The 17,171-nt window shown below is 69.6% G+C and carries 13 protein-coding genes and 1 tRNA gene; 3 read left to right on the forward strand and 11 right to left on the reverse strand.

All coding sequences use genetic code 11. The features are described 5' to 3' along the window. Positions 1 to 68: 68 nt before the first annotated feature. Positions 69 to 857: a DUF4394 domain-containing protein gene (locus ACZ2G3_RS02955; RefSeq protein ID WP_470397545.1), complete on the forward strand. Its 789-nt coding sequence runs from the start codon at positions 69 to 71 to the stop codon at positions 855 to 857. Between the two features lie 180 nt (positions 858 to 1,037). Here ACZ2G3_RS02955 and nadC read toward each other — a convergent pair whose 3' ends face one another. The 11 genes from nadC to ACZ2G3_RS03010 form a co-directional block, all read right to left on the reverse strand. After that, a complete protein-coding gene (nadC, locus tag ACZ2G3_RS02960) occupies positions 1,038 to 1,880 on the reverse strand; it encodes a carboxylating nicotinate-nucleotide diphosphorylase (protein ID WP_470397547.1) in 843 nt (280 codons plus the stop codon). Next, complete coding sequence (locus tag ACZ2G3_RS02965; RefSeq protein ID WP_470397549.1) at positions 1,877 to 3,418, reverse strand: L-aspartate oxidase; 1,542 nt, start codon at positions 3,416 to 3,418, stop codon at positions 1,877 to 1,879. Before ACZ2G3_RS02965 ends, nadC begins: the two co-directional genes overlap by 4 nt. Positions 3,419 to 3,422: 4 nt before the next feature. Beyond that, positions 3,423 to 4,475, reverse strand: coding sequence for a quinolinate synthase NadA (gene nadA, locus ACZ2G3_RS02970; RefSeq protein WP_470397550.1), 1,053 nt, complete (start codon positions 4,473 to 4,475; stop codon positions 3,423 to 3,425). A gap of 66 nt (positions 4,476 to 4,541) precedes the next feature. After that, positions 4,542 to 5,708, reverse strand: a complete 1,167-nt coding sequence (gene opgC, locus ACZ2G3_RS02975) for an OpgC domain-containing protein (protein WP_470397552.1) — start codon at positions 5,706 to 5,708, stop codon at positions 4,542 to 4,544. Beyond that, positions 5,705 to 7,828, reverse strand: coding sequence for a glucans biosynthesis glucosyltransferase MdoH (gene mdoH / locus ACZ2G3_RS02980; RefSeq protein WP_470397554.1), 2,124 nt, complete (start codon positions 7,826 to 7,828; stop codon positions 5,705 to 5,707). The genes opgC and mdoH overlap by 4 nt, the downstream gene beginning before the upstream one ends. After that, on the reverse strand, positions 7,825 to 9,381 hold the full coding sequence (locus ACZ2G3_RS02985) for an OpgD/OpgG family glucan biosynthesis protein (RefSeq protein ID WP_419271219.1): 1,557 nt from the start codon (positions 9,379 to 9,381) through the stop codon (positions 7,825 to 7,827). The genes mdoH and ACZ2G3_RS02985 overlap by 4 nt, the downstream gene beginning before the upstream one ends. Before the next feature lie 131 nt (positions 9,382 to 9,512). Next, positions 9,513 to 11,759 carry a phosphoenolpyruvate--protein phosphotransferase gene (gene ptsP / locus ACZ2G3_RS02990; RefSeq protein ID WP_470397556.1) on the reverse strand — a complete coding sequence of 749 codons (2,247 nt, stop codon included), beginning with the start codon at positions 11,757 to 11,759 and terminating at the stop codon, positions 9,513 to 9,515. Between the two features lie 58 nt (positions 11,760 to 11,817). Further along, positions 11,818 to 13,074 (reverse strand): aspartate kinase, encoded by a 1,257-nt coding sequence (locus ACZ2G3_RS02995; RefSeq protein WP_470397558.1) that lies wholly within the window; start codon positions 13,072 to 13,074, stop codon positions 11,818 to 11,820. 98 nt (positions 13,075 to 13,172) lie between these two features. After that, complete coding sequence (locus ACZ2G3_RS03000; RefSeq protein ID WP_470397559.1) at positions 13,173 to 13,586, reverse strand: DUF1178 family protein; 414 nt, start codon at positions 13,584 to 13,586, stop codon at positions 13,173 to 13,175. Between the two features lie 34 nt (positions 13,587 to 13,620). Next, positions 13,621 to 14,823 carry a 3-deoxy-D-manno-octulosonic acid transferase gene (locus tag ACZ2G3_RS03005; protein ID WP_470397560.1) on the reverse strand — a complete coding sequence of 401 codons (1,203 nt, stop codon included), beginning with the start codon at positions 14,821 to 14,823 and terminating at the stop codon, positions 13,621 to 13,623. Positions 14,824 to 14,851: 28 nt separating this feature from the next. Continuing rightward, positions 14,852 to 14,925 (reverse strand) — tRNA-Cys (locus tag ACZ2G3_RS03010). A 150-nt stretch (positions 14,926 to 15,075) separates the two neighbouring features. Between ACZ2G3_RS03010 and ACZ2G3_RS03015 the strand changes: the two genes are divergently transcribed. Together ACZ2G3_RS03015 and ACZ2G3_RS03020 are read left to right on the forward strand one after the other, a co-directional pair. After that, a complete protein-coding gene (locus tag ACZ2G3_RS03015) occupies positions 15,076 to 15,729 on the forward strand; it encodes a protein-L-isoaspartate O-methyltransferase family protein (RefSeq protein WP_470397562.1) in 654 nt (217 codons plus the stop codon). A gap of 38 nt (positions 15,730 to 15,767) precedes the next feature. Beyond that, positions 15,768 to 17,117, forward strand: coding sequence for a TolC family outer membrane protein (locus ACZ2G3_RS03020; protein ID WP_470399026.1), 1,350 nt, complete (start codon positions 15,768 to 15,770; stop codon positions 17,115 to 17,117). The last annotated feature ends 54 nt before the right edge of the window (positions 17,118 to 17,171 follow it).

The raw sequence follows: 17,171 nt of genomic DNA on the forward strand, positions 1-17,171 counted from the left end.
GCCCGCCGTGTCTCCAAGTGGCAAGGGGCGGCCTGACGCCGCCCGCGAACACAATGAGGACCATCAACATGACCCATCTCCGCACCGCCACCGCCGTCGCCCTGACCCTGGGCATCTCGACCGGGACCGCCGCTGCCACCCCGATGGTCGGCCTGCTCGACGGCACCCAACTGGTGATGTTCGACAGCCAAGCGCCGGCCGAGGTCACGACCATGCCCGTCAGCGGGGTCGAGCGTCTGGTGGGCATCGACTATCGCCCCGCCAACCGGACGCTGGTGGGGGTCACCGCCGACAACCGCATCGTCACGATCGATCCGGCATCGGGCGAGGCCGCCGAGCTGTCGGTCATGGACAGCCCGCTGCCGATGGCCGACATGCCGGTCGTCGTCGACTTCAACCCGATGGCCGACCGGCTGCGCCTGATGACCGGGACCACGAACCACCGGGTCAATGTCGACACGGGGGAAGTGACCGTGGACGGCGCGCTGGCCTATGAGGCCGAGGACATGCATGCGGGCGAGGCTCCGGCCATCGCGGCGGCGGCCTATACCAACTCCTTTGGCCAGCCCGAGGAGACCGCGATGTACGACATCGACGCCACCATCGGTGCACTGATCCGCCAAACCTCGCCAAATGACGGCACGCTGGCCGCGATCGGCAAGTTGGGCATCGAGATGACCGGCACCACCCCCGCCTTTGACATCCAGATCACCGAGGACGGAACCAACACGGCCTGGCTGGTCGCGGGCGGGATGATCTACACCGTCGATCTGGAGACCGGAACGGCGACCGAGGTGGGGATGCTGGAAGGTGTCGACGGCAATCTGACCGACATCACCGTGATGCCCGCATCCTGAGAGGCGGCGCGCGCGCCTGTTCCGCGGCTGGCCCTGGCGGCCATCGCGGGGCAGGTCAGCACCCCGGTCGGCGGTTCAGTATGGGGGGATCTGCCTGCCGTGGAGGCAGGCGCGTCTGATCTCATTGCCAAGCTGATGCCGGCATGTCCTTGCGGGGCAGGCGCGCAAGCTGCCCCTGCGTCAGAAGTCGAGGCCCAGGTCCAGGACCCGCACCGAATGGGTCAGCGCGCCGACCGAGATATAGGCGACCCCCGTCGCCGCGACCTCGGCAATCCGCTCCAGCCGCATGTTGCCCGAGGCCTCCAGAACGACCGCGCCGCCCGCCATCCCGACGGCGCGGCGCAGGCTGTCGCTGTCCATGTTGTCCAGCAGCACGACATCGGCGCCGCCCTCGTCCAGCACCTCGGCCAGCTGGTCCAGGCGATCCACCTCGATCTCGACCCGCATCATGTGCGACGCGCGCGCCCTGACCGCCTGCAGGACCGGCCGGATGCCCCCGGCGGCCGCGATATGGTTGTCCTTGATCAGGATCGCATCCGACAGCGACACCCGGTGATTGAAACCGCCGCCATGCAGCACGGCCTGCTTTTCCACCAGCCGCAGGCCCGGCGTCGTCTTGCGCGTGCAGGTGATGCGCGCCTGGGTGCCGCGCGTCTCGGCCACATAGGCCGCCGTCATCGTGGCGATGCCCGACAGGCGACCCGCGAAATTCAGCGCCACCCGCTCGGCCGACAGGATCGCGGCGGCAGAGCCTTCGATCCGTGCCAGTACGTCGCCTGCGGCAAAGGCGGTGCCATCGGGCACCAGCACCTCCAGCCGCAGCGCCGGGTCGACCAGCCGGAAGGCCAGCTCCGCCAGTTGCATGCCTGACGCGACTCCGGCCTCGCGCGCGCATATCCGGGCGGCATAGCGCGTGCCCGCCGGGATCACCGTGCGGGTGGTGATGTCGCCATTGCTGCCCAGATCCTCGATCAGGGCGGCGCGGACAAGGGGTTCCAGGATCAGGTCGGGCAGGGCGGTCATAGCGGCTCCGGTTCGGGGGCGGGGCGCAAGGCAAGCGCCTGGGACAGGGTCATGCGGCTGCGGCGCGGCGCGACGGTGTCGGGGTGATCGGTGCGGGCATGGGCACCCCGGCTTTCGCGGCGCAGCAGGGCTGCCGCGCAGATCAGCGTGGCGGTGGCAGTCATGTTCTGCAGCTGCGGGCAGTCCGGCTGGCCCGCCTCGACCTCCGCGACGACGCGCAGGGCGGCCTGCAACCCAGCGGCGTCGCGCAGGACGCCCGCACCTGCCGTCATCGCCTCCCGCAGGCGCGCGACCAGCGCCGGGTCGGGCAGGGGCGCGGGGGGCAGGTCGGGCAGGATCACGGGCGGCGCGGCCGCGGGACCGGCGCCGATCGATAGGGCCGCGCGCCGGGCAAAGACCAGCGCCTCCAGCAGGCCGTTCGAGGCCAGGCGGTTGGCCCCGTGCAGCCCTGTCGAGGCCGCCTCTCCGCAGGCCCAGAGGCCCGTCAGGCTGCTGCGCCCGTCCAGATCGGTCTCAATGCCGCCCATGTGGTAATGCGCGGCCGCGGCGACGGGGATCGGCTGGCGGACAGGGTCGATGCCGGCGCGGACGCAGGCCGCGGCGACGGCCGGAAACTGCGTCAGGATGCGCGCGCCCAGGGCGGCGCGGCAGTCCAGCGCCGGCACGCGCCCGGCCCGCCATTCGGCATAGACGCCGCGGGCCACGATGTCGCGCGGCGCCAGTTCCGCATCGGGATGCAGGGCGGTCATGAAGTGCTGGCCGGCGGCGTTCACCAGCAGGGCGCCCTCGCCCCGCAGTGCTTCGGTCGCCAGGGGGGCGGGGTCCTCGCCGCTGGCGATGGCGGTGGGGTGGAACTGCACGAATTCCGCATCCGCGATGACCGCGCCCGCGCGGGCCGCCATGCCGATCGCCTCGCCGCGGATGCGCGGCGGGTTTGTCGTGACCGAATACAGCCCGCCCGAACCGCCGCCCGCGATCAGGACCGCCGGCGCCCGGATCGCCACAGGCTGCGACCCCGAGGCCCGCGCCAGGTGGATGCCCGTGACGCGGCCCCCCTCGACCAGCAGCGCGGTCGCAACGAATCCTTCCAGCACCTGGACCGAGGGCGCGGCGCGCACCGCCGCGACCAGCGCGCGCATGATCTCGGCCCCGGCCTGGTCGCCCTTGACGCGCACCACGCGGGCAAAGCTGTGGGCGGCCTCGCGCGACAGCACGTAACCCCCGGCGGGATCGCGGTCGAAGGGCGTGCCGAGCGTCGTCAGCGACAGGATATGGGCCCGCGCCTCGGCCGTGACCAGCCGAGCCACCTCCGGGTCGACCGTGCCGGCACCGGCGCTTACCGTGTCGGCGGCATGGGCGTCCGGGCTGTCGGCCGGGTCCATGGCCGCCGCCACGCCCCCCTGCGCCCAGGCCGAGCTGGCCCCCTGGCCAAGCGGATCGGGAGAGATCATCAGCACCGGCCGCGGCGCCATCACCAGGGCCGCGTAAAGCGCCCCCAGACCCGCGCCGACGATCACCACGCGGTCGGTCGGGATCATCCGGTCAGCCCGCCAGCTGCCGCGACAGGTCGATCATCCGCTGCACCGCCAGCCGCGCGCGGTCGGCGACCGCCGCGTTGACCTCGACCGCGCCGGTCATCGAATGCAGCGACCACAGCACCTTCTCCAGCGTGATCTTCTTCATGTAGGGGCACATGTTGCAGGGGCCCAGGAACTCGACCTCTGGATGCGCATCCGAGATGTTCGAGGCCATCGAGCATTCGGTCACCAGCATCGCCTTGGCCGGCCGGTGGTCGCCCACCCAGTCGATGATGTGCTTGGTCGACCCGGCGAAATCCGCCTCGGCCACGACGTCCGGGGGGCATTCGGGATGGGCGATGATCTTCAGCCCGGGATGCCACTCGCGGAAGTCGCGCAGGTCCTGGGGGGTAAAGCGTTCATGCACGATGCAGGCCCCGTCCCACCATACGATCCGCTTCTGCGGCACCTGGGCTGCCACGTTCTGGGCCAGCCACTTGTCGGGCGTCATGATCACCGTGTCGCCGGGCATCGCCGCCACGATCTGCGCGGCATTGGACGAGGTGCAGCAGATGTCCGAGGCGGCCTTCACCTCGGCCGTGGTGTTGACATAGCTGACGACCATCGCGCCGGGATATTGCGCCCGCATCTGGGCGACCCCTTCCGCCGTGATGGATTCGGCCAGCGAACAGCCGGCCTCCATGTCGGGCATCAGGACGGTCTTGGAAGGGTTCAGGATCTTCGAGGTTTCGGCCATGAAATGCACGCCGCATTGCACGATCACCTCGGCCTCGACCCGCGTCGCCTCGATGGCCAGCTGCAGGCTGTCGCCCACCACGTCGGCGATGCCGTGATAGATGTCGGGCGTCATGTAGTTATGCGCCAGGATCACGGCGCCGCGCTGGGCCTTGAGCCGGTTGATCGCGGCGACATAGGGCGCGGCCACGGCCCAGTCCGGAAAGGGCATCACGCGGTCCATGCGGGCATGGATGTCCGACATCTGCTGCGCCAGCTCGACCGAGGGCGACAGGTCGTAATGAGCCTCAAGCTCGGCGCGAATGTTTGTCAGGTCCAGCAAGATCGGCTCCTCCCTCCGAAGCGCCCCTGGGGACGTGGCTTGCGTGATGACGACTGGCCGTGGGCCTTACGCGATGGGACGGCCTGCGGCAACCTTCATTTGCCGCCGTGCGGTGCGGCGGTCCTTGCGGGCGCGCTGCCAAGGCGCCCCATAGGCCAGCCACAGCGCCGAGACCCACCACAGCGCCAGGCAGGCCCAGAGGTCCACGGCCAGCCTTTGCCAGCCCGGCTGGTCGGGCGGGGTCATCTGGAAGGCATCGGCCAGGACCGACAGCAGCACGCAGGCGATGAAGGACCACAGGCCCCCGCGCCCGATCTGCTGCAGCGCCACCCCGAGCCGGCTGGCCGCCAGCCATTCCATCGGCCGTGCCAGCGGCACCGCGACCAGCCAGGCGGCGGCGACGATGGCCAGATAGCGGGTGCCGTCCAGGTTCCACTTGTCGATCGTGCCATAGACCGACTTCAGCGCCTCGCGCAGCGGCAGCGCCGGTTCCCCGATGGCCGCGCCGATGACGATGGCGCTGCCAAAGGCGAACATACCGGCCGCCAGCAGGGTCAGCAGATGCCGCCAAGGCCACAGCCGCGCCATCAGCTGCTGGCGAAACAGGCCCATGGCCGTGCCGGTCAGGAACAGCATCTGCCAGCCGAAGGGATTGAACAGAAAACCGCCCTGGCTGCGGTGGTTCGGGATCAGGCCGTTCAGCTGCGGCGCGAACCACCAGATCGCCACCGAGGCGACCGCGACCTGCAGCGGCCAGCGCAGCATTGCGGGCACCACCACCGTCGCGGCGGCGATCAGCACGACATAGACCGCCAGCACGTCGATGATGTTGGGCTGAAGCCAGAAGGTGCCGACGGCGGCCAGGAAGCCCAGGGGATTTTCCAGGATCCAGACCGAATATTGCGTCCAGATCGCGGTATGCGGCCGCCCGCTGGCCCAAAGCGCCGCTGACAGCAGCGCCATCAGCCCGGCGCCCACGACCATGGCCCGCCACACCTCGAAGGAGCGGCGCGCGAAACGGGTCTGGGCGCTGCGGCGTCCGGACCTGGCCTCGACGCTGCGCCAGACCATGCCGACCAGGAATCCCGACAGCAGCACGAACAGTTCGGACGCGTCGAAGATCGAGAAGTTGGGCAGCGTGATCCAGCGCATGACCGAAATCGGCATGTGGTTGACCATGATGCTGACCAGCGCGTAGCCGCGCAGCATGTCCAGTGCGATCAGGCGGTTCATTCGGGAAGATGGCTCCAGCGGGTCAGAAGCTGCCGGTCCATCAGCATCGCGTCGGTTTCAGCGCGGTCCAGGAAATCCAGCGCCTGGCCGCGCGTGGCGGCATGGGCGATCTTGGCCTCGGCGGTGATCCGGGCCAGGTGCCAGGCGTTCGGCAGGTCCCGGGGCAACGGCGACAGCATCTGCAGATGCCGCTCCAGCAGCGCCGGCTGCCGGGCCAGGCGCAGCAGGCTGTCGCGGCCGGTGACGGGCTGGGGCAGGCTGCGGGCAATGGCTGCCGCCTCGGTCAGGATGGCAGGCGGGTCGCGTTCCTCGGGCGTGACCAGAAGGCCGCGCAGCCGCGCCCACCGGCCGAACACCGGGCTGGCCGACAGGCGCGAGGTCACGGGCGACAGGATCAGACCGGCCAGGATCGGCGACAGCCAGATCAGCTGCGCAGGTGAAAAGCTGGCCAGCACGACCAGCGTGCCCAACCCCAGGGCGACATGCGCCCAGTGATAGCGCAGCACGACCCCCCAACCCGGCATGGTCCCGGCGCGCACCTGCGCGTTCCAGCCGCTGTCGCGGCCGCCCAGGATCTCGAAGATCTGGCGGGTCTGGACCAGCATCTGCACCGGCGCGATCAGCGCCGACAGGATCGTCTCGAAGATCGCGCTGGCAAAGATGCGCACGCGCCCGCCGGAATTGGCCGCAAGCGGGCGGGCCCAGGCCCGGAAGGTCGCGATGAACTTGGGCAGCAGCAGCAGCCCCATCGCGATGCCGAACAGCCACAGCATCCGGCGGCTGTCGAAGACCGGCCATTCGGGGAACAGCTGGTAGGCGTTGGGGAAATATTCGGGCGTGGACAGCAGCACCGTGGCCGACAGCCCGAGGCCCACCAGGATCAGCGCCAGCCACAAGGGGCTCATCAGGAACCCCATGATCCCGATCAGGAAATGCACCCGGCTGATGCCGCGCATGCCCGCGATGCCGAAGAGGCGGCTGTGCTGCAGGTTGCCCTGCGCCCAACGGCGTTCGCGCACGGCCATGTCCAGCAGCGTGGGCGGGCAACCCTCGAAGCTGCCGCGCAGGTCATGGTCCAGCCGCACCTTCCAGCCGGCACGGCACAGCGCGGCGGCCTCGACGAAGTCATGGCTGAGGATCGTGCCGCCGAAGGGCGGGCGGCCGGGCAGCCGCGGCAGGCCGCAGGCCTGGGCAAAGGCCGTCACCCGGATCATCGCGTTGTGGCCCCAGTAATTCCCCGTGTCCCCCGCCCAGGCCGAGACGCCCCGCGCGATCATCGGGCCATAGACGCGGCCGGCAAACTGGGTCAGGCGGGCAAAGATCGTCTCTCCGCCGACCAGCATCGGCATGGTCTGGATCAGCCCCAGGCAGGGGTCGGCCGCCATCCGGGCGGACATCTGGCGGATGGTCGCGCCCGACATCACGCTGTCGGCGTCCAGCACCACCATCTGGTCATAGCGCCCGCCCCAGTGGCGCACGAATTCGGCGACATTGCCGGATTTGCGGTCTTCGTTGTTCAGGCGGCGGCGATACCAGATCGGCAGCGGCGACAGCGCGCGAGCGGCACCGATCACCAGCGTCTCGTTCACGGCGATGGCCGGGTCGCGGGTGTCCGAGAGCACAAAGATCTCGGCCCGGTCGGCCATGCCCTCGTCCGCCAACTCACGCGCAAGGGCCACCAGCAGGCCGGTACTGGCGGCGACATCCTCGTGATAGATCGGCATGACGACCACGACCCGGGCTGTGTTGGGACCCTCGGGGGTGACCAGGCGCGGCGCCAGGAACCCGGCCAGCGTGCCGCAGAACGAGAACCCGACCCAGGCAAAGGTCGGCACGAACAGCGCCAGCAGCGCGATCTGCATCAGCGTCGGGTCCGCCCCGAACGAGGCCAGCATCTGGCTGAAGCCGAAGACCGCCAGCGCCGCCGTGCCGCCAAAGGCGATCAGCCGGGCCAGCCAGACGTTCAGGCTGTTCATCTGCCGTTCGACCATGCCCTGCGGCAGCCGGCCGAAGTCCTGGACCGGCATGTCCAGCGGTGCGGCCGGCGGCACCACGGCGGCCGGGGCGGGCGCTTGGGGGCGGTCCGCCTGCGGGGCTTCGGCGATCATGGTCATGCTCATGCGGTCCAGCGCGTCAGCCAGGTTTCACTCAGCGCCATGCCCTGGTCGTCGGTCAGCACCGCGCGCAGTTCAGACAGCGGGACGCGGCCCGGCTCGAACTCGAAGGCCAGGCGCAGCACGTGCTGGTCGGGCAGGGGCTTGAGATAGGCATGCACGATCCGCCCTTCCGAGGCGCTGACCTGGAACTGCGGCAGTTGGTCGCGGAACAGGCCCAGGTCAAAGTCGACGATGAAGCTGCGCGTCGTCTCGACATTGATCGACCGGCCCGACCGCACCTGCCGGACCTTGGCCAGCGGCAGGTCGTTGGGCGGCAGCGGGGCGAAGCTGAGCGTATAGCGGAAATCGTGCCGCTGCCCGCGCAGCAGTGGTTCCTTGGGCACCCAGTAGCTGACGATATTGTCGTTGAACTCGTTCTCGACCGGGATCTCGACCAGGCGGACCTCTCCGGGACCCCAGTCCCCCTCGGGCTGGATCCAGGCCGAGGGGCGCTGGTGATACATCGCCTCGGCATCCTGGTAGGTCTCGAAGTCGCGGGCGCGCTGGACCAGGCCAAAGCCCTTGGGATCGTCGTCCACGAAGCCCGAGATCTGCAGGTTGCGCGGCGACATCAGCCCGCGCCACAGCGCTTGGCCCGCCCCGGTATGCATCTGCAGCCCGTCGCTGTCGTGGCAGGCGGGGCGATAGTCGTCGACGGTGCGGCGGCTGGCCGGGCTGAACCAGAACATGGATGTCAGCGGCGCCAGCCCCGTCTCGCGCAGGTCCACGCGCGGGAACAGCGCCACGCGGGTGCGCACCGTCGTGACCGCGCCCGGCGTCACGTCGAACTGGAAGGCTGCCGCGACCGAGCGGCTGTCCAGGATCGCGTGGATGCGGACGGTGTCGTGGCTGTCGTCGGGCTCGTGGATCCAGAAATCCGTGAACAGCGGGAATTCCTCGCCGTCGGGGCTGCCGGTCTTGATGGCCAGGCCACGCGCCGACAGGCCGTAAAGCGTGTTGCGCGCCACCGCCCGGAAATAGCTGGCCCCCTGGAAGACCAGGAACTCGTCCATGACGCCGGGGCGGTTCAGGACGGTGCGGACGCGAAAGCCCGACCAGCCCATGTCGCCGATCGTGGCCAGGTCCGGCCCGTCGGGGAAATGCGACGGATCGAATTCCAGCATCGAGGGGTCGAAGGGCACCGGCTGCGGCATCCCGTTGCGGACCAGGTTGATCTGCACCGGCTCGTAGAAGATCATGCCGGGCGACAGGAGGTCGATCCCGAAACGCGAGCTTCCGGCCCAGGGGTCGCGGTCGCGGCGAAAGCGGATCGCGCGGTACTGGTCATAGTTCAGGTCCGCGAAACTGCCCACCAACTGAGAGACCGGCTGGACATAGACGCGCGACGCCCGGTCGGCGGCCAGCGCCGCCACCTGGTCGAAGCCGAAGGGTTCGGGCTTGGGCGGGCCAAAGGCCTCGGCAGCCCCGGCAGGGGACTGGGCCTGGGCCGGGATCGCCATCAGCGACCCGCCGGCAGCCAACGCGGTGGCGGCATTGAGAAAGTGACGACGCTTCATGTGCGGGAATGTCTCGAAAATACGGGGGATATTATAGGCGGGCCGCCGCAGTGCAGCAAGCGCGCTTGCCCAATCGGCCTGCCATCGGCCGAAATCGGCCTTGCAGGGGCCGGACCTTCCCCTTTTTGCGCCTATTGTCGCGCCAGCCAGGCGGCGACGGGGCCACGCACGCTGTTCACGCCGGCGGCCTCGGCCTCCTCGATGACCTGCCGCAACTCGATGATCGACACCCGCCGAATCAGGTGCTTGACCGGCCCGATCGAGGCCGGGCGCATCGACAGGCGGCGGATGCCCAGGGCGGCAAAGACCAGGGCCTCGATCGGCCGTCCCGCGTCCTCGCCGCAGAAGGACAGCGGCACGCGCGCCTCCTCGCAGCGGGCGATGATCTGGCGCAGCATGGCCAGGAAGGACGGGTTCAGCGTGTCATAGCGGCGGCGCACGCGCTCGTTCTCGCGGTCGGCGGCAAAGAAGAACTGCTTGAGGTCGTTGCCCCCGATCGAGACGAAGTCGCACATCTCGAAGAAGCGCCGGGGCGCAAAGGCCAGCGACGGCGTCTCCAGCATGGCACCGACGCGGATGTCGCTGGGCATCTGGTGGCCAAGCCGCTTCTCGCGCGCGACCTCCTCCATCAGCATGCGATAGGCGGCCTCGTATTCGGTGATGTCCGCGATGAAGGGGAACATCACGTGCAGCGGGCGCCCGACGCTGGCGCGGATCAGCGCCTGGAGCTGCATCCGCAGCACGCCGCGCTTGTCCAGTCCCACGCGGATCGCGCGCCAACCCATCGCCGGGTTGGGTTCGTCCTGCGGTTTCATGTAGGGCAGGACCTTGTCCGAGCCGATGTCCAGCGTGCGGAACATCACCGGCTTGCCCTGGGCATTGTCCAGGACCCGCGTGTAAAGCCCCGCCAGTTCGGCCCGCCGGGGCACGTGGTTGCGGATCAGGAACTGCAGCTCGGTCCGGAACAGCCCGACCCCTTCGGCGCCCGATCCCTCCAGCGAGGGAAGGTCGGCCATCAGGCCCGCATTCATGTAGAGCTGGATCGTGGTGCCGCAGGTGCCGGTGGCGGGCAGGCTGCGCAGGCTGGCATAGCGGTCCTGCGCCTCGGCCTGCATGGCTATCTTGTCCAGGAAGGCCTTGGCGACGCTTTCCTCGGGGCGCAGGTGGACGATGCCTTGGTCGCCGTCGATCAGCACCGGGTCGCCGTTCAATGCCTCGGTGGTGATGCGGCCGGCATGGATGATCAGCGGAATCGCTAGCGCGCGCGCCACGATGGCCGCGTGGCTGCCGACCGAGCCTTCTTCCAGGATCACGCCCTTCAGCCGGCGGCCGTATTCCAGCAGCTCGGCCGGGCCGATGTTGCGCGCGACCAGGATCGGGCGGTCGGGCATCTCGGCGCCGGTATCGACGCCCTGTCCGGTCAGGATGCGCAGCAGGCGGTTCGACAGGTCGTCCAGGTCGTGCAGCCGGTCGCGCAGATAGGGATCGGCAGCCATCTCCAGCCGCGCCCGGGCGGTCGACTGTTCCTTTTCCACCGCGGCCTCGGCCGACAGGCCAAGGCGGATGTCCTCTTCCATGCGCTTCAGCCAGCTGCGCGAATGGGCGAACATCCGATAGGTTTCCAGCACCGCGGCATGATCGCCGTCGCCGCCCATGTCGGCGGCCGCCACCATCGAATCGACGGTGCTGCGCAGGCGCTCGACCCCCTCGTGCAGGCGGGCCAGCTCCTTGTCGGGATCGTCGCCCACGGGGTTCGCGATCACCACGCGCGGCTCGTGCAGCCAGACACGGCCCTCGGCGGCGCCCTCTTGGCCGGTGGCGCCGCGGATCATCAGCGGGAATCGGTGCGCGGGCGGCATGCTGTCCGCCTGGCTGCCCTGGAAGGCACCCAGCTCGGTCATCTCGGCCAGCACCATCGCGACCACCTCGAGGCCATAGACCTCGTCGTCGGAAAACTGCCGCGCGGTCGCGCACTGCACCACCAGCACCCCGAGCCGCTCTCCCACCCGCTGGATCGGCACGCCCAAGAAGGCGGGAAACACCTCCTCGCCGGTTTCGGGCATGAAGCGGAAGCCGGGCTCGGCGGGGGCATTGGCGGTGTTCACATGGCGGCCGGTGCGGGCCACGCGGCCGACCAAGCCCTCACCCAGCCGCAACCGCGTCTGGTGGACGGCCTCGGGGCGCAGGCCCTCGGTCGCGCAGAGCTCCAGCGTCTCGGCATCGCGGAACAGGTAGATCGAGCAGACCTCGGTCCCCATCGAATCGGCGATGTGATGGGTGATCTGGTCAAGCCGGTCCTGGCCGCCGCCCGCGGCCGCCAGGATCTCCTTCAGCCGCCGCAGCAGCTTGCGCGAGTCGCTGTCCGTGCGATCCTGCATCGCCTGCCCGCCTTCTGCCTGCGCGATCACCCCTGTTCCAGGGGCCGAACCGGGTGGCTTACGCCTTCTCCAGCTCGAAGGCATCATGCAGCGCCTGCACGGCCAGTTCCATGTATTTCCGGTCGATCAGAACCGAAATCTTGATCTCCGAGGTGGCGATGACCTTGATGTTGACGTTCTCGTCGGCCAGCGCCTTGAACATGCGCGCGGCGACGCCCGCATGGCTGCGCATGCCGATGCCGACGACGCTGACCTTGGCGACCTCGGTGTCGATGTTCAACTCGTCATAGGCGATGGTGCCGGCCTGGCGGGCCTCTTCCATGGCCCGCTTGGCGCGCTCGACCTGGTTGATCGGCACCGAGAAGGTCATGTCGGTCACCGAACCCGGATGATCGTCATAGTCCTTTTCGGAAATGTTCTGCACGATCATGTCCACGTTCACGCCGGCCTCGGCCAGGGGCGCGAAGATGGCGGCCGAGATGCCGGGCCGGTCCTCGACCGTCACCAGGGTGATCTTGGCCTCGTCGCGCGAAGAGGCGACGCCGTTGACGACTTTCGATTCCATGATTTCATCCTCATCGCAGATCAGCGTGCCGGAATTCTCGTCGGTATCCTCGAACGAGGATAGCACCCGCAGCCGCACCTTGTATCGCATCGCCAGCTCGACCGAGCGGGTCTGCAGGACCTTGGCGCCCAGGCTGGCCAGTTCCAGCATTTCCTCGAAGGCGATCTTTTCCAGCTTTCGCGCCCGCGAGGTGATACGCGGGTCGGTCGTGTAGACCCCGTCCACATCGGTATAGATGTCGCAGCGCTCGGCCTCGAAGGCGGCGGCAAAGGCGACGGCGGTCGTGTCCGAGCCGCCCCGGCCCAAAGTGGTGATCCGCCCGTCCTGCGCCACGCCCTGAAAGCCCGCGACCACGGCGACGCGGAAACCCTCGGCGAATTTCTGGTCCAGGTTCTTGCGGGGGATGTCCATGAAGCGCGCGGCCGAATGGGCGGCGGTGGTGTTGATCGGCACCTGCCATCCCTGCCAGCTGCGGGCGGGCACGCCCATCTCCTGCAGGGTCAGCGCCATCAGGCCCGCGGTCACGTTCTCGCCCGAACTGACGACGGCGTCGTATTCGCGTGCGTCGAACATGGGCGAGGTCTGCTCGACCCAGCCCACCAGCTCGTTGGTCTTGCCCGACATGGCGCTGACGATGACGATGACGTCATAGCCCCGCTCGACCTCGCGCTGCACCTTATAGGCGGCGTTCTTGATCCGGTCCAGGTCGGCCACCGAAGTGCCGCCGAATTTCATCACCAGAAGCGGCATCACGGGCCTCCAGCCAGGGGTTGAGTGTCGGCGGGGCTTGTATGGGGGGCGCGCTGAAAGGGCAAGGGCTTCCGCGCGCTATGGCGGCCGGTCGACCCTCAGTTCGCCTTCTGGCGGGGCAGGAAGGGCAGGGGCGCCACCGGTACCCCCTCCTCGATCAGCTTGCGGGCCTCCTCGGGGCGGGCCTCGCCATGGATCGCGCGGGAGGGGCGGTCGCCCTGGTGCATGGCGCGCGCCTCTTCGGCAAAGCGCAGGCCGACATAGTCCGAGCTTTCCTCGACCTTGCGGCGCAGCGCCTCCAGCGCGGCCTCGGCAGGGTTGCGCGGGGCGCTCAGTGCCGGGGCGCGCTTTTCAGTGACGGCGGGCGCCATCAGCGCCTTTTCAACTTGGGTGGATCCACAGGACGCGCAGGTCACCTGGCCCGCATCCCGCATCGCCTGGAACCCCTCGGACGAGCGGAACCAGCCGTCGAAATCATGGCCATCGTGGCAGCGCAAGGCATAGCGGATCATCGCAGGGCTCCGGTCATCTGCCTGTTATATCGGGTCAGCCGCGGCGCTGCGCAAGATCGTCCAGCCGCGCGATCAGCCCCGCCGGATCGCCCGCCCGCGCCACCAGGACGGCCCGCGCGCGATCGCCCATGGCCCGCGCCTCCTCCGGCCGCGCGGCCAGCCGTGCCAGCATGTCCGGCAGCGATGCCGCCCTGACCGCACGGGCCGCGCCCGCCGCCTCCAGCGCGTCGAAGGCTTCCAGAAAATTGCCGAAATGCGGGCCCCGCAGCAGGGCGCATCGGTGGGCGGCGGGCTCCCAGGGCGTGTGGCCGCCATGATCCTGCAGGCTGCCGCCGACCAGGCAGATGCCGGCCCGTGCATACCAGCGCGCCATCTCGCCCAAGGTGTCGGCCAGCAGGACCCCGCCCTCGGGGGCTTCCTCGGCCCCGGCGCCGCGCCGCGCCAGCGGCAGGCCGCGTGCCCGCACCAGACCCGCGACATCGTCGGCCCGCTGCGGATGGCGCGGCGCCAGGATCAGCCGCAGGGCGGGGAGGCCTGCCCGCGTCGCGGCAAAGGCGTCCAGGATCGGCCCATCCTCGCCCTCATGGGTCGAGGCGGCCAGGATCGTGCGGTCGCGCAGGGGATCGTCGGCGGGCGGGGCGATCGCGGCAGGTGCCAGCAGCTTCAGGTCCAGCCGCTGCAGCAGCGCCCCCGAAGGCAGGCCCAGGCACAGCAGCCGGGCCTCGCTGGCCTGGTCCTGCGCCGACAGGGCCGCGATCCGCCCCAGCATCGGCCCGATCACGCGCGGCAGCCGCCCCCATGTCCCGGCCGATCGTTCCGACATCCGCGCCCCGATGGTCGCCTGAACCACCCCGCGCTCGGCCAGAAGGCGCGACCGCAGGGGCCAGAACTCGCCCTCGACCGTCAGGGCCAGGCAGGGGTCGGTGGCCTTCAGGAACCGGGTCAGCGCGCCCGGCAGGTCCAGGGGCGCCAGCCGCGCGGGCAGGCCCCATGCGCGCACCAGGTCGCGCCCCGTCTCGGTATTGGCGGTGACCTGCACCGGATGCCGCGCGGCCAGCGCCTCGATCACCGGGCGGGCCGAGGTCAGTTCGCCGACCGACGCGCCGTGGATCCAGATCGCCGCCGGCGCCAGCGGCGACCCGCAGGCCAGCCGCTCGCGCAGCCGGTCCGATCCGCCCAGACGCGCCCGCATCCGCAGCGCGGACTCGGCGATGCGGGTCGTGGCCTCGTAGATCATGCCGGGGGAAACCCTCGCGAAGGTTTGTTGGAGGTGGGTACCGGAATCGAACCGGTCTTCACGGATTTGCAATCCGGTGCGTAACCTCTCCGCCAACCCACCGCCGTCGAGAGTGCGGGTGTCATAGTGGATTGCCGCAGCCCTTGCAAGACGCGAAGCGGCGCGGGGCCGATCCGGACGATCAGCGGCGTTGCCCAGACTGGGGAAACATGGCAATAAGTGCGCATCAAGATCGAGCAGAGGTTCCCCGACATGACCGATTTCGCCGCGCGGCGCACGATGATGGTGGACACGCAGGTCCGCCCCAGCGACGTCACGAAGTTCCCCGTGATCGAGGCGATGCTGACGATCCCGCGCGAGGATTTCGTGCCCGCCAGCCGCCGCGCCGTCGCCTATTCGGGCGAGAACCTGGACATCGGCCACGACCGCGTCCTGCTGGAGCCGCGCACCCTGGCCAAGATGGTCGATGCGCTGGACATCCAGCCCGACGAGCTGGTTCTGGATCTGGCCTGCGGCTATGGCTATTCCGCCGCCGTCATGGCCCGCATGGCCGAGGCGGTCGTTGCCATCGAGGATGACGCCGAACTGGCCGCCGAGGCCGAGCGCCGCCTGTCCGAGGCCGGCATCTTCAACGTCGCCGTCCTGCAGGCGCCCCTGACTGTCGGCGAACCCAAGCAGGGACCCTATGACGTGATCCTGATCGAGGGCGCCGTCGGCGAGGTGCCCGCCGCGATCATCGACCAGCTGCGCGACGGCGGCCGGATCGCCGCCCTGTTCCGCGAAGGCGCGCTGGGCGTGGCCCGGATCGGGTACCGCGTGAACGGCCAGATCAGCTGGCGCTATGCCTTCAACGCCAATGCGCCGATGCTGGCGGGCTTTGACCGGGCGCGGGGATTTTCGTTGTGACGGTCCGGGCGCGCCTTGTGGGCCTTGCGCTGCTGGCCATGGCCGCCGCCCTGCCGGCACGGGCCGAATCGCTGGCCGACACGATGGTCGCCGCCTATCGCCATTCGGCGCTGATCGAACAGAACCGCGCCGTGCTGCGCGCCGCGGATGAGGACGTGGCCGCCTCGGTCGCGGCTCTCAGGCCGGTGGTGCAGTGGATCGCGCGGCACGGGATCCAGCGGAGCGAGGGCGGGCCCACGACCCGCTCGACCTCGCTGGCGCTGAACGGCTCGGTCACGCTTTATGATTTCGGGCGCTCGCAGCTGGCCATCGACGGGACCAAGGAGCAGGTGCTGGCCACCCGGCAGGCCCTGGTGTCGGTCGAGCAGGACGTGCTGCTGTCGGCCACCGTCGCCTATTTCCAGATCCGCGAGGCGATCCAGCAGGTCGCGCTGCAGCAGAATTCGGTCGAGGTGCTGTCGCGCGAGCGCCAGGCGGCGCAGGACCGCTTTGACGTGGGTGAAATCACCGTGACCGACGTGGCGCTGGCCGATGCGCAACTGGCCGCGACCCGCGCGGGTCTTGCGGCCGCCAACGGCCAGCTGGAGGTCGCGCGCGAGGCCTATCTGGCCGCGACCGGGCGGCAGGCCGGCAACCTGTCCACGCCGCCCTCGCTGCCCAAGTTGCCCGCAACACTGGACGAGGCCCGGGCCATCGCGCAGCGCAGCCATCCCGCCATCCGGCAGGCGCAGCGCCAGGCCGCCGCCGCCGAGATCGGAGTCGCCGCCGCCGCCGCCGAGCGCAACCCGATACTGTCCGGAACCGCCAGCATCGGCGTCAATCGCACCCCACAGGCGCGACTGGGGGGCGGGCTTGTGTCCGAAAGCACCAATACGGCATCGGTGGGGCTTGAACTCAGTCAGACCCTTTATTCCGGTGGCCGACTGCCGGCGGCGCATCGCCGCGCCATGGCGCAGCGGGACCAGGCGCGTTCGGCCCTGCTGAACGTCTCGCGCCAGGTCAGCCAGTCGGTGGGCGAGACCTGGGCCAACATTGCCGTGGCCCGCGCCCAGATCACCGCGATCGACCAGCAGATCTCGGCCGCGCAGCAGGCGTATAATGGCGTGCGCGAGGAGGCGCTGCTGGGCGCGCGGACCACGCTGGACGTGCTGGATTCGGAACAGGCGCTGCTGGAGGCGCGGGCGGACCGGATCACGGCCGAATCCAACCTTCAGTTAGCGCATTATCAACTTCTCTCGGCTATGGGTCGGTTGACGGTAGAAGACCTCAACCTGGGAATTCCCACCTATGACCCTTCGCAGTATTATAGTGCCGTGCGTGATGCACCTTTCACCAGTAAGCAGGGCGAAAGCCTGGACCGGGTCCTGCGCGCCATCGGCCGCAACTGAACCGACCACGGACGGGGTGCCGCATGGCTGAGCCCCGCGCCGATCTGGACATGG

Source organism: Paracoccus sp. KKT209 (assembly GCF_055635455.1).